This is a genomic window from Nonomuraea solani, assembly GCF_900108335.1.
Classification (GTDB): domain Bacteria; phylum Actinomycetota; class Actinomycetes; order Streptosporangiales; family Streptosporangiaceae; genus Nonomuraea; species Nonomuraea solani.
Genome location: NZ_FNVT01000026.1, coordinates 1 through 13,667, shown reverse-complemented (window position 1 = coordinate 13,667; position 13,667 = coordinate 1). Strand labels below are relative to the sequence as shown.

General features: G+C 63.9%; 6 protein-coding genes and 2 pseudogenes. 4 read left to right on the top strand and 4 right to left on the bottom strand.

The window, feature by feature from the left end:
- Nucleotides 1-74: 74 nt before the first annotated feature.
- A complete protein-coding gene (locus C4V41_RS51425; protein WP_200824830.1) occupies nt 75-1,463 on the bottom strand; it encodes an IS110 family RNA-guided transposase in 1,389 nt (462 codons plus the stop codon).
- Between the two features lie 254 nt (nt 1,464-1,717).
- On the opposite strand from C4V41_RS51425, the gene C4V41_RS51420 reads away from it, so the two are divergent.
- Nucleotides 1,718-3,127 carry an ATP-dependent nuclease gene (locus C4V41_RS51420; protein ID WP_146104118.1) on the top strand — a complete coding sequence of 470 codons (1,410 nt, stop codon included), beginning with the start codon at nt 1,718-1,720 and terminating at the stop codon, nt 3,125-3,127.
- Between the two features lie 90 nt (nt 3,128-3,217).
- Here C4V41_RS51420 and C4V41_RS66455 read toward each other — a convergent pair.
- Nucleotides 3,218-3,757, bottom strand: a pseudogene (locus tag C4V41_RS66455) (transposase); the annotation flags it as partial.
- A gap of 72 nt (nt 3,758-3,829) precedes the next feature.
- On the opposite strand from C4V41_RS66455, the gene C4V41_RS51410 reads away from it, so the two are divergent.
- Nucleotides 3,830-4,228 (top strand): hypothetical protein, encoded by a 399-nt coding sequence (locus C4V41_RS51410; protein ID WP_103963403.1) that lies wholly within the window; start codon nt 3,830-3,832, stop codon nt 4,226-4,228.
- Nucleotides 4,229-4,445: 217 nt separating this feature from the next.
- Nucleotides 4,446-5,006 (top strand): SMI1/KNR4 family protein, encoded by a 561-nt coding sequence (locus tag C4V41_RS61295; RefSeq protein ID WP_146104117.1) that lies wholly within the window; start codon nt 4,446-4,448, stop codon nt 5,004-5,006.
- Between the two features lie 167 nt (nt 5,007-5,173).
- Here the strand turns inward: C4V41_RS61295 and C4V41_RS51405 are convergent, their stop codons facing one another.
- Nucleotides 5,174-11,974 (bottom strand): DNRLRE domain-containing protein, encoded by a 6,801-nt coding sequence (locus tag C4V41_RS51405; RefSeq protein WP_235030919.1) that lies wholly within the window; start codon nt 11,972-11,974, stop codon nt 5,174-5,176.
- Between the two features lie 424 nt (nt 11,975-12,398).
- On the opposite strand from C4V41_RS51405, the gene C4V41_RS51400 reads away from it, so the two are divergent.
- Nucleotides 12,399-13,043, top strand: a complete 645-nt coding sequence (locus C4V41_RS51400; protein ID WP_103963401.1) for a hypothetical protein — start codon at nt 12,399-12,401, stop codon at nt 13,041-13,043.
- Nucleotides 13,044-13,491: 448 nt separating this feature from the next.
- Here the strand turns inward: C4V41_RS51400 and C4V41_RS51395 are convergent.
- Nucleotides 13,492-13,667: pseudogene (locus C4V41_RS51395) on the bottom strand (ISKra4 family transposase); the annotation flags it as partial.

Genomic DNA, 13,667 nt, shown 5'->3' with positions numbered 1-13,667 from the left:
TCAGGTTGGCATGGGCCTGCGCTATTACCTTGGGTAAGTCACCGACTCCGAGATGTGAGAGACAAGTCGATCGATCAGGATGCGACGGCTTCGCCGTCGACGAGGTGAACCTTCTTTCCGGTAAGCCGTTCGATCTCACGGATCTTCCGGCGGGCTTGCTGCTCAGGGCTGTTCAGCCGGTCGTAGTAGTCGGCGCCGAGGTCATGAAAACGTAGGGTGGGGTTGGCGATCAGCAAATAGGCGATCTCCAGGATGGAGCGGCCAACCGCGACCATGGCTTTCTGTTTGCCGCGGCGTCGCCGGATCCGCTGGTAGCGTTCGCCGAGGAAGGTGCCCTTGCTCTTGGCGGTGGCCATCGCGGCGGTGCCGAGCGCCCCGCGTAACCACCGGTTGCCCTTGCCGGTCGGTCCGCTGCGTGAGGTCTTGCCGGACTGGCGAACCACGGGGACTAGCTTGGCCCAGGCGGCAGCATGCCCGGCCGTGGGGAACTGGGTGGTCACGTGGGTGCCGAGTTCGGCGATGATGACCTGAGCGCAGGACATGCCGACGCCGGTGATCTCGTCCAGGCGTTCGGCCAGCCCAAGGAGCCGTACCCCGGCATCGGCGCAGCCGGGCGCATGCTCGCCGCCCACCAGAGCGCAGATACCGCACGCCGGGGCCGCGCCGGGCAGGTCGGCGACCATCGCGGCGATCTGGTCGTCGAGGTCGGCGACCTTGGCCTCCAGCAGGCCGATCAGTTCCAGGAGCATGCCGATCTCGACGGCGTGCACGTCGCGGAAACGACCGGTCAACGCGGCGCGCAACCGCGCCGGGCTCGCCCGGACTCGATAATCGGCGAGCTCGGCCAATCGGGCCGGATCACGCTGTCCGGCCACCAGTGCGTTCAGGATACGGCGCCCGCTGGTGCCGAACAGGTCCGACAACACCACCGAGATCTTCAGCAGCGCGTCTTCGAGGACCTTCTCGATCCGATTCATATGCCGGGCGGCGTCCTGGCCGAGTTTGGTCCGCAGCCGGGTCAGCTGCCGCAGATCCCGGATCTCGGCCGGGGGCACGAATGAGGGACGCAGCATCCCCCGCTCGTTCAGCTTGCACAGCCACACCGCATCCAGCTTGTCGGTCTTGGGCCGCCCCGGCACGTTCCTCACTTCACGGGCGTTGACCAGCCACACCACCAGCCCGGCCGCCTCCAGCAGATAGTAAAAGATCCGCCAGTAATCCGACGTGCTCTCGATGACCACCCGCTCCACCCCGTGCGCACGCAGATGATCGCCGAGGGCGAGAATGTCGTCGTGACGCGCGGGGATCTCCCACACCTTCTGAACCTTGCGCCCAGCCCGGGTATCGTGCGGCAGCCGGGTGCACACCATCCCGCTGTCCTTGCCCACATCGATCGCGGCGACCCGCGCCAGGATCTCCTCCGGCTCCCCGTCGGGCTCACCATCATGCACACCGTCGGCCACAGGAGCCGTCTGTTGAACTCGTACCACGCGACTTCCCCAACCATCGATAGATCGCTACGGTTGAGGCCGGCCGGAGGGCGGTGTGGGACCGACGAATCTGGTCGGCGTACTCGTGGTAACAGGACGCATCCCTTCGACCGCCCCCGGCGCCACACTTGCTTACGTGCTCGCAGCTCCAAAAATCGCTCGGGCTCACGGCCAACCTCGCCACTGATCATTTCGTGACGACGCGACGGCTACCAAACCCTGGTCACTTGCTTGACCATCCCATGCTCAGCCTCACGCAAGACGATTTGCTGTGGTTCCACTATAAATTCATGGCGGGTACCAGCAGTTCTCTGACACCCAGTGATCGACAGGTAGCTGCAATAACAAGCGACTTGGGCCATCATGGGTTGAGTGAGCTGTCCTCGGCGCTAACAGGCAATGCAGGTGGCCAACAGGGTGAGGATGCCAGAAGGGTTCTTGCATCCTTTCACACGTGGGAATCATTTCCCCCCGTTGCTTCTATCGATGCTTTTAGGATGATTGGTGGAGCTGCGATCGGGCCACATAATGGATCGGATATTATTGAACGCCTTGCTCGGCTGCAGAATCCAAGTGCGTCTCAACAAAATGATCGGTCGAGGTTTGATGCGGTGAATCGGTTCCTGCAGACCGTCCTAGAGGATGCAAGTGCCTATCTGGAAGTCCCATTCGAGAGAAACACAATCAACGTTCACAGGGGCGGGAAGGTTCTGCCGCTAACTCATCTTGGAACCGGTATTCATCAGGTGATAATCCTGGCCGTCGCTGCAACGGTGATGTCGGACCACTTTGTGTGCATCGAAGAGCCCGAGGTGCACTTGCACCCCCTTCTGCAGAGAAAACTGGTTCGATACCTTCGGGATGAGCCTTCAAACCAGTATCTCATCGCGACACATTCTCCACACATATTGGACTATGATCAGTCTCATGTCTTTCATGTGAGGGACATTGAAGGATCTACATCGGTTTGTCGCGCTAAAACGCCTGCAGAGGTCGCCACCGTCTGCTCAGATCTGGGATACCGCCCGTCTGATCTCCTACAAGCTAACGCAGTGGTCTGGGTTGAAGGACCAAGCGATCGAATTTATTTGCAGCACTGGATTCAATTGAAGGCCCCCGACTTGATCGAAGGAATACACTATTCCATAATGTTCTATGGGGGGCGGCTTCTGAATCACCTGAGTGCGCTTGATCCAGAGGTTTCGGATTTTATATCGCTGCGCCGACTCAATCGACATATCGCGATACTTATTGACAGTGACAAAACATCTGTACGCAAGCCAATTAATCGGACCAAGAAGCGCGTGCGCGATGAATTTGACGCCGAGGGCTATCCAGGCCATGCTTGGATTACCGATGGCTACACCATCGAGAATTATGTACCGTCCGATGTGCTATCTGCGGCCGTGCTGGAAGTTCATGGTCGTCGAATCCTTTGGTCGGGAGACAGGTGGCGTGATCCTCTGAAGGAATACGTACCAGCGTGGGGCGGGTCAGCAGATAAAATCCGCATCGCTCGCTCCGTATGTCAGAATTGGCCAGGCTTGGATTTTCCGAAAGTTCTAGAGAAGCACGTGGAAAGGTTGGTTTCATTTATGCGAGAAGCTAACCAACACGTTGGGGCTGTGGACCGATAGAGAATCTCAACGCGGATCCGCACCTGCTTAACGCAGGAGGTTCAGGTGAAGAGAGGCGTGAAAGGCCCCGTGCCCGCATTGCAGCCGTTCTTGTCGCCGGCGCTCTCGCAGAAGCTCGCATTCGGCTGCCAGGAGGTCGAGGAGGGTCTTACGTTCGTTCGCCTTGGCCCCGGTCAGGGCGAAGGCGATGGGCAGGCCCTGAAGGGTGCAGACCAGGTGCAGGCGCAGGCCCCAGAAGAAGCGCCTGTGGCTGGCGCAGTAGCCGTATTCGGCCCAGCCTGCCGGGTCGGAGCGTTTGACGGTCTCGCGGGAGCGCCACATTCCACCGGGGAGGAGTCCACAACCCATACGTCGTCGCTCCACACCGAGGTGGTGGTGGCCAGGATCCGGTTGACGCTTCGCATCAGACCGGCGGCCTTGCGCAGCCGCTTGTTGTAGCCGGGTCGCTGAGGCCGGGAGGGGAAGAGGTGGCGCAGGTGGGCACGGGCATGGCGGAGCCATTTGGCCTCGGAGGTGAAGCCGAGTATGGCCTGCATCATGGCGAGGGCGACCAGTTCGGCCTCGCTCAGGCGGGGCGTCATGCCGACCGGGCGGGCGCCACGGCGCCAGGTCGGGATGCTCCTTCAGCATGTCGTCGGTCGCCGCACACCCTCGTTCTCGTCTCCGCAGGCACCGCTTGGACCACACCACCAGGAGGAACCAGTGTCATACCCGCAACCGCTCGCCCCCGAGGAGAAGCTTGCCGACGCGAAGAAGCTGTTGGGCCTCCCGCGTATCGTCGTGATCTGCGGCTCCACCCGTTTCATGACCGAGATGAACGAGGCCGATCTGCGGGAGACCAAAGCCGGAAAGATCGTCGTCAAGCCGGGTTGCGACATGAAGTCGCCGCACGAACTTTGGTCCGACCCTGTCGAGGCCGAGGCGCTGAAGGTTCGACTCGACGATCTGCACCGGGCGAAGATCCGGCTCGCTGATGAGGTGCTCGTAGTCGGCGACTACATCGGAGACAGCACCCGAGCCGAAATCGCCTACGCCCGGTCGCTGGGCAAGCCCGTGCGGTTCACGCACCCCGAAGTCGACCCCGACGTCCGAATCAGATAGTCCGCCTCATACAGGTCAGAGACGATGGTCTGCACCGCCCGCTCGGTGAATGCTGATCGCCTCGGCGATGTCCCGCGGGCCGTACCGGCACAACGACGCCACCGGACAAACCGTCCTACGCTCACTGATCGCCTACGATCACTGACCCCTTGGAATAGATCATCTAGCTTTGTGCCGCACGTGCGCCAGCCACTCGAAACGGGATATCTTCTCCGCTATGAGTGCCCAGTACGCATGGTCTGAACGCCTTCCTGTAAGGCTTCCGATGACCGAGGGTTCTGATCGCCCGGCGGTCAGTCCACTCGGCGATCTGTATTCCCCGGCCACCGGAGCAGAGGTTCGCGAGCTTGAAGATCGGCTGAGTGTGAAACTGCCGCCGAGTTATCGGGAGTTTCTCCTGTTCGCCGACGGGTGGGGCAGCGACGATGACTGCTGTCTGCTGCGTGTCGATAAAGTCGGCTGGCTCCGTGATGTCGACCCCTCGAGGGCCGAGAGCTGGTCGGCTCCCAAGCGGGAGAACTTATGGAGCGTGCCTGACGAGCTCTACTTCGTCTACGGACTGGAGCAGGACTCCATACATTACAGAGGGGAGTATGTGTCCGACACTCTTCTGATCGGATATTGGGATGACGGAGTGGCTCTCCTCAATCCGCACGTCAGCACCGCTGAAGGTGAGTGGGAAGCATGGTATCTCGCGCCATGGCTGCCTGGGGCTAACCGTTACAGGTCTTTCTGGGACCTCGCAATGGACGAGCTGAAATTGCGATATGCACGTTGATGTCCCCGTCGTCGTTGCGGCGTGACCGAGGCTGGGCGTAATTCGTACTTGCTGGAGCAAGGTAGCCCTTGATCGGTCATGGCCGATCAAGGGCTACCGAAGGGTTCAGTGCCGGATGTCGAATTCTCTAGCGGCCTTGAATTCGGCATCCGGTACTGCGCCTACTGCTATTGGATCATCACCCAGAAAGAGTTCTCATCGCCGACTCTGAATTGGGCATAGAATCTGCCCAGAGCGTTTCCTTGATCCTGGTTGTCCTTTGCTTTGATTGCCCGAATCGAGAAATCCCACTCGGTGCTCGCGGCTCCTTCTAGTGTTGTGGCGAATGGATATTCGTCACAATTCAGATCGTTGAACCTTTTCTGGGCGAGATACTTCTCCCATTGATAGTATTTGCAATAGTTGTTGCCGTAGTTCTGTGGCCATTCATAGTCTTTCTCATCGCCGCGGTCGGCAATGAAGGAGCGTCCCGAAAAGACGAGCCGGTTGGAATTCTTCCGGAGCTTGCTGGTGGTCCTGTGCAGTGGTTCGCCTGCGTCGCTCCCGATAGGAGCCGCCCAGTTCCCAGGGATGCGCTTGGGCTGCTCAGTGCCGAGGACGGCCCTGTTCGGCGGATTCGGAACCTCGTACTCCCCAGCACGTTTAGGCGGATAGGTACTCTTGTTCGTCGAGGGGTTGAGAGCGTCCTTGATGTGCTGAGCCGTTTCTGGAAATTCCGTACCAGGACTCGTGGACATGACGAATACACGTTTCGACCTGGTGTTGATACAGCCGCCGACGCGATCCTCGACCTGCGGGTCACCCGCGCCGAACGCGAGGGTGTCGCAGCGGAAGTGGGGCATCCACCGCTTCCAGCCCTCGGGCACACCCTCACCCTCGCGTGCGACGCCGACCCACTCGCCCCTAACGTCAATTACTTTCTGACTGAAGAGAGGCAGGCGCAACCACTCCATCCCATTGTCGGCGTAGAACGCGACCTCGGGATGGAACGCGCAGGTGACTACGCCCGGATTGTTAATGGTCGTTCGGATATTGAAGATATCGTACGGGCTGGATCGCCATGTAGAGATGTCCTTCTTCTTCTCGCCGTCGCCAGTAGTGCAGCCTTCATTTGTGAGAGGAGGATCCGGAATGTACAGCCTCGTCGTGATGGGCATGCCGCTCAACTGGTTTCCGGGCTTGATCACGCGCCCGTCTTCATCGATGAGTGCGAACTCATCGAGCTGGATGAACATCTTCATGTCCGTCGGCTTGATGCCGGTTCCGGCCCCATGCACCACACCAGTTCCGGTCGCGTCTCCGAGATAGCTGTGGATGACCACCGTGGCGCGGAAGCGGAGGGCGATGTCTTCATCGAACGGCTCAGCCATCTGCTTGCAGGCCCATTTGAGGACCGGATTCTTGAACGCGCTTTTACAGCCGGCTTTCACTAGTCTGCCGCTCGACTCGTCCTCTACGTAGTCGTTCACTTGCAGGTAGGAGGACCAGCAGGAGTTGTACGGCAGCTCGCGGATTCGTGCATCGTACTCACCATGCCCGGTTTCGCTTCCGCTGACCTGGCACGTTTGCAGATTGATGCGCTCGTAATCAAAGTCGCCGGTCGCAGCCGCGGCCTGAGTAGAAGCGGTCTTCTGCGGTGCGGGCACAGCCACAAGCGTCGGAGCCGGGACCATCACATTGGCGATCTCATCGGCGCTGAACGGGCGTTGGTAGATCTGAACCTCGTCGAGGCTTCCTGCCATCGCCGCGCCGATCCGTAGCGGGGCCTGGGCGTTCCAGGCGGGGAAGGACAACTGCGCGGTTCCGGCCTGCGTTCCGTTCAGGTACAGGGTCACCGCACGGGTGGCCGCGTCGTACACGCCCGCCAGGTGGAACCACTCATCCACGGGCGGTTCGACCCCGGACAGCACGCCTTCGACCGTCGCACCGGCGGCGTCGGCGCTGATAAAGGTGAGCACTAGTCCGTGGTCGGCGGTGTTGCCGAGCCGGAAGGGTGCCTGGTGGGTGCCCTTCTGCTCGAGGACGCTGTAGTCGCCGTCCTTGTCACTCCAGCGCAGCCAGGCGGCGGCGGTGAAGCTCTGATCGGTGTGGATCACCGGGCCGGCGGTTTGCGCCAGAGGCTCCTCGCCGGGCTGGGTGACGTCGACAGTGACCTGCCGCCAGTCCGACCAGGTCGAAGCGGCCTGCTCGGTGACCGCGCGCAGACGCCAGCGCACCTTCCACCCGTCGGCCAGCTTTCCGTCCGGGACGGCGATGCTCGCCTGGGTGCCGGAGGCCACGTTGTCTACGGCGCCGGTCCAGATCTGACCGGTACCCTGGCCGTCGGGTGCGGCCGGGTCGTGCTCGATTTCGGCCTCGGCGCGCAGGGTCTGGCCGGTCGGGTGGGTGAGGGTGGCCTGCAGCGTGGGGGTGATCCTGGTGGTCACCGTGACGCTGTCCACCACCTTGGACGGGGTGATGGCCAGACCAGTGGCGGTGGGCTTGGGCACGCTGACGGTGAACGCCCGCCAATCCGACCAGGCCGAGGCGGCGGTGGACGAGACCGCACGGGCGCGCCAGCGTACCTTCCATCCGTCGGCCAGCTTCCCGTCCGGAACGGCGATGCTCGCCTGCGTCCCGGGCGGGACGTTGTCGGCGCTGCCGGTCCAAATCTGGCCGCTGCCTTGCCCGGTCGCGGCCGGGTCGTGCTCAATCTCGGCCTCGCCCCGCAGGGGCTTGCCAGCGGGGTCGCTCACCTGGGCCAGCAGGGACGGGGTGCGCGTAGGCGTGACGGTGGTATCGTCCACCTGCTCGGATGGGCTGACCTGCAGCGCTCCCACGGCCGGTTCGGAGACCGGGTCGGGTACGTCGATGGTCAGATTCTGCCAGTCCGACCACGGCGAGCCGACCGTCGTGGTGGTGTTGATCGCCCGGACACGCCAGCGCACCTGCCACCCGTCGGCCAGCTTACCGTCGGGTACGGTCGCCGAGGCTTGACTCCCGGAGGCGACGTCATCGACGGCACCGGTCCAGATCTGGCCGGTGCCCTGCCCAGTCGCGGCGGGGTCGTGCTCGAGTTCGAACTCGGCCCGTACCGGCTGGGCGGCCGGGTCGGTGACCGTGGCGCGCAGGGCCGGGGTCAGGCTCGTGGCCGTGGTGACACCGTCCACTACCTGGGAGGGAGTGACCTGGAAGGCGCCGACGGTCGGGTTGGGCACGTCGACGGTGGCGCTCTGCCAGTCCGTCCACGCTGAGGTGGTAGTGGCGGTGGCATTGGCCGCGCGGGCGCGCCAGCGGATCTTCCAGCCGTCGGTCAGTTTCCCGGCGGGGACGCTGACGGTGGCTTGGCCGCCGGAGGTGGCCGCCGGTGAGGAGCCGGTCCAGATCTGGCCGGTGCCCTGCCCGGTGGCGGCTGGGTCGTGCTCGATCTCGAACTGGCCGGTGAGGGTCCCGGTCGCGGGGTCGGCGACGGTGGCGGCGAGCTGCGGGGTGAGCGAGGTGGTCACGGTGGTGTCGTCCGCCGTGTGGGACGGGGTGATGGCGGGGGCGGAGACGACCGGTTGCGAGGCCGGTCCGCTGGTGGTGATGGTCAGTTTGGGCGGCAGGTTGAAGTCGGTGTCTTCGGAGGAGGTGAACACCCGGTAGTTGTTGATGCTCGCCTCGTCGGGCGATTTGAGCACCAGTCCGTGGTTGGCGGCGCCGGCGGCCCAGTCCTGGGCGATGCCGGTGACGTTCCAGTCCATGCTGTCGGGGTAGGTGGGGCAGTCCGAGGTGACGCCCTTGAAGTTGGTGGAGGCGTCCTCGGTAGTGTGCGCGGGCTTGCCGGCCCAGTACATGCCGCTGGCCTGGTCCCATGCGCCGGTCAGCCGGGCGACCTGGATGCCGTTGGCAAGCGTGGCGCCGCAGCTGTGGCTGTCGAGGGTGTTCATCGACAGTTTGGCGTCGGTCACCGTGCTGCCTTGCAGGGCCGTGGTGTCGAACTGCAGGTGCACGCGAGCCGCCACCCCGCCCCTCATGGTGCCGGCCATGATGGTTGCGCTGCTGGGGTAGGAGGGCGCGTCCACGTCGAGCGTGCTGACCTCGACGTCGGCGCCGAGCGGCAGGGTGAGTGCCGCGGCCACCCGCACCGGGTAGGTGGTGCCGGCGTCGGTCAGGAACGCCTGGTCCGGCTTGACCACCAGCTCCGTCCGGCCGTCCTTGGTGACCAAGTCCGCGCCGGCCGTACCGTGCTTGACCAGGAGGCCCTTGCCGCCGTCCGAGACGACCGGCCGTGTGCCTGCCGCGACGAGCTTCTTGTCCTTACCCTTCAGCAGCAACCGGCCGTCCTTGCCCTCGGTCAAGGTCAGGCCGTCGTCTTCGACGCCGATCCGCAGCTCCAGCGGCTTCGATGGCCGCTGCCGCAGCACCACTTCATGCCGGAACCCGGTCGGCAACGCCGTCACCACCAGGTCCACCCCGGCGCCTACGGCATCGGTGTAGGTGGCGACACTGCCCTTGACCGCCGGCTTCGGCAGCGGCGTCGGCCAGCGCAGCGCGTACGATTTCCCATCGGCGGACATCTTCACGAATGGGTCCGTGCCACCGGTGGAGAGTTCCACGACCGCGCCCTCGGCGAGAGCCTTGGGCCGCAGCTTGCCGCCCTGCTCAGCCAGGGTGGTGTCGATCGGCACCCAGCCGCTGCCCTGCCTGGCCCGCACAGGACCGGCCGCGACCTCGGTCTTGAACGTCTTCCCGTCCGGCTGGGCGTAGGTGATGCTCGTCGCGGTCGTCTCGTCCGCGACCTCGACCGCCTTGCCGCTCTTGGCCGCAAACTTCGAGGTAGCGATCCGCACCTGCGAGGGCACGTTGGAAACCGCGTTCCCGCTCTTGCCGGTGATCCACGACGCGGTGTCGTTCAGGCTCGCATGGTGATCGTTGCCAGAGGAGTCGGCAGCCGTACGGCCGTCCCCTTCATCAAACGTCCAACGCGCGGCCGCCTCATCGATCGTCCGGAACGACCAGGTGTAGGGAGCCATCTCGTTCTCCGCCGCATCGATCGCTTCTGAGACCTCAGCGGTGTACGCTGCGCCGGGGCGAAGCGGCTGCGCAGGAGTGAAGGTCGCGATCTTCTCGGTCTCGTCCAGCACGGTAGTGCCCTGGAGCTGGACGCCCTGCGCGCTCTTCACCACAAACTTTGGATCGAAGATCTCCTCCGAGAACGTCACCCGGACATGAGAACCCAGAGAAACACCGGTGGCGCCGCTGGTCGGCTCTGTCGCCCGTACCCGCGGCGGTGTTGTGTCCTCACCGTCTGGATTGGTGGTGTCGTCGCTATCGCCGGGATCCGGCAGCGGAGGGGAGAGCTGTTCGGGTGCGATCAAGGTACCTTCGCCGTTTCGCCGCCCTTCATTGGCAGCGATCAACTCCTTGCTCAACTGCTCGATCGGCTCGTCGAGCTCCGGCGTGTAAACGGATTTTGTTAGGGCTTCCTCGTATTCAGGAATCGAGGTGAGCGGCTCCCGTGAGGTGGTGACCACCGTTTCCAGGCGTGGCGGCGTTGGCGGCTCGAAGTCGATCGTGAGCCTGGGGCCGTGGGCGGGGTAGCTCTGGCCATGCTCGCGGCTGCGGTAGTGACGCCAGTTCCGCAGCTCGGATTCGTCACCTGCGCGGAGTTGGACTCCGTAGTTCTCCTCACCGTCGGCCCAGGCCTGGACGATGTCATCGACTGAGTGGACGAGGTCGTGCTCGTAGTTCATCGAACCGGAGCAGTCGGGACTGTAGGCCCCGCCCTCGGTGTCCGCGCCCAGGTTGGTGACCGACGGTTGGTCAGACCACTGTAAGGTCAGATGGTCCCAGTCAGAGGTGACTTGCCGGGCGGTGATTCCGGATCCGACGAACTCGCCGCAGTCGTTGGACTTGAAGTTCCACAGTTCCAGGTTCGCGTCCTGAATGGTGGAGCCCCAGAACGGATCGCTTGCCTGGGGAAGCGGGAACTGGATGTAGGCGCGCCAGCGCTTGGCGATGCTGCTGGAGTAGGACTTGCCGACCCACATTTGGTCGCGGTAGTGCATGTTCCAGCTGTCGGTGAGGTCCACGTCGTTGATGTACGTGTCCATCGGGTCGCCGGCGGGGCAGGGGTCGCCTCCGAGGGTGCACTCGTACCAGTCGTCGTCGACTGCGGCCATGGTCACCGGGTACGTCGTTGCCGGGTCGGCGAGGAAGGCCGGGTCGGGACTGTACACCAGCGCCGAGCCGTTCAAGCTCACCTGCGCCCTGCCGAGCCTGACGGCGCCGAGATCGGCGTCCGCGTCGGCCGCGGCCGCGTCCAGCAGCGCCGCGGGCCGGATGTCGAGGCTGTGCTTGCCGTCTGCGCTCTTCAGCGTCGGCTGCCCCTTGGCGTTCTTGCCGAAAGAGAGGCCCTTGGGCAGATCCACGGGGACGTGGAAGGTTACCGGTTCGGCGGGGCGCTGCCGGATGATGATCTGCTGGCGGAACCCGGTCGGGGTGGCAGTGACGACCAGGTCAATGCCCTTGCCGTAGGCGGATGTGTATGTGGCGGTGCTGCTGTCGAGTGTGGGCTTGGGCAACGTGCGCGGAGCGTCGATCTGCGCGGCAAGGTCGCCGCTCCTGCTCCTGATCGCTTCGGTGTTGCCGCCCGCGGACAGCGTCAGGCCGCCCGCGGCAGCCTTGGGCTTGATGACGCGGCCTGCCTCGATGAGGGTGGTGTCGATCGGGGTGAAGCCGTTACCTTTGGCGTTCTTGACCCGGATGGGCTCTAGGTACTGCTCCAAGCGCAGGGTCTTGCCGTCGGGATTGGCGTAGTAGGTGGCGGTCTCCGAGCGCAGCGACTCGATCTCGACGCGCCGGTTGTCCTTCTTGGCCTGCGCCAGCGCATTGCTGGTGGGCGTGACGGGGGCGCTCGGCGGCGTCTTGGAGGAGGGAGCGGTGGTGGTGGAGGGCGGCGTGGGGCCCTGGGCGATTGCGGGTGCGCTCATCAATGAGAGCGGCATGGCCACGGCAGCGATCAGGGCAGCGCGGCGGCGCGTCCGGTCGGATAATCCGGACGATGTTCGTGATGGGTTCACTCGAGCCTTTCGAACAGATGTAGCAAAACGGAGCGATCATCACATATGTCGCGATCCTGTGTAAAGATCCTTTTTGGTAACGGAGTGCTGGATCAGGCAACCGAAGCGAGTCGCCGATGAAACAAGTCCCATTCGGCAGACCAGTCATGCCTCATCGCCACCGCCGCCCGGCTAGGCAGCCTGACCGTGGGCGTGCTGGACGAGTCCGGCCAGGAGAAGAAGGGCACTGCCACAACCGTGTCCAACGTCAGCACATGGGCTGCGCCGGCAGCATCGACAACGGCATCAACACCGTCTACCTCGCCTACGTCCGCGCCGACGCCAGGCATGCGCTGATCGGCGCACGGCAATGGATCCCGCCGAGCAGATCAGCGACCCGGTCACCGCGATCACCACCGGCCCGCCCCTGGACCTGGCCTTCGCCACCAAGGGCGAATTGGCCATCGGCCTGCTCGGCGAGACCTACGCCGATCACGTGCACCTGGACTTCGTGACCGAGGACGAGGTCTACGGCGCCTGCACCAAGCTGCGCACCTATCTGGAGGGCCACGGGCAGGCCTACGTGCCGCGTATCCGGGCCTTCACCCTCACCCTCGGCGGCGGCACCTGCCTCACCTGCGCCCAGGCCGTGGCCAAGCAGCTGCGGCAGAAGCGCCGATGGGTGATCCGCTCGGTCACCACCGCCACGGCGCGGCGGCTGGGGGTGTGGGCCTTCCCCTGGACCTCGCCAAGGAAAGGCCTATCTTCGCGAGGCGGATGGGCTCCCTTTGAGAGGGATGATCACCTGTTGTGCCGCAGGTCAGTAGATCAGTCCTTGTACTCTGAGCAGGTTCTGCCACTCGGCCACGACTTCGTCCGCAAGGTTGGCTGCGTCGTAGTAGTGGCCGTCGAACTCGACCAGCCACAAGTGCTCGGCGGTGGTTGCGTCGGCTGGAGGCGTGGCCAGCTCCTTCACGGACGGCCCAAACTCGGACACCGTCTCGAAGGCGCCTAGGGTGACGCTAACGCTCTGGCTGGCAAGGTTCGCTGGCGTGCCGGGGACCCGGGGGTTGTTGAGCACCAGGTGCTTGGTTCCGTTGCACAGGTCAGCGCAGTTCGCAAGAGCACGCGTGGCCGTGATGTGCCGTTCGAGTGCCTGCTTGGCAGCGGGAGTGAACCCGAGGCTGGGGTCGTTCACCAGCCAATCTTTGAGATGGTAGGAATCCTGGAAGAAGTGGTAGAGGTGGTCGCGCGCCTCATCAGATCCGATCGATGACGGCCCCGCGGCTTCCGCCAGGCGCCTCCGGCTGCGGAGCATGCGGTCGTAGTGATCTCGCCAGCCTTCAGAGAACGGCACCGATGGTCCTCTCCAGGTTTCGTGACAGCGGTGGAGTCTACGCCATGAGACCTGTTTGGCCCCGCTATGGGGGTTGGGTGTAGCTCTTCCGTAGTGACTGATTCGATCAAGCGCTGAGGGTGTATTCGTCCTGGTGGCGGTGGTGGTGGACGCGCTGGTTCTCGCGGTCGACGTGGAAGGTCCAGTACTCGTCGAGGTCGTTGTTGGCGATCAGGGCGCGGAGCTTCAAGATGGCCTCGGCTCCGGCCAGTCCCCAGCGGGCGCCGGTGATGTCCAGGCGGT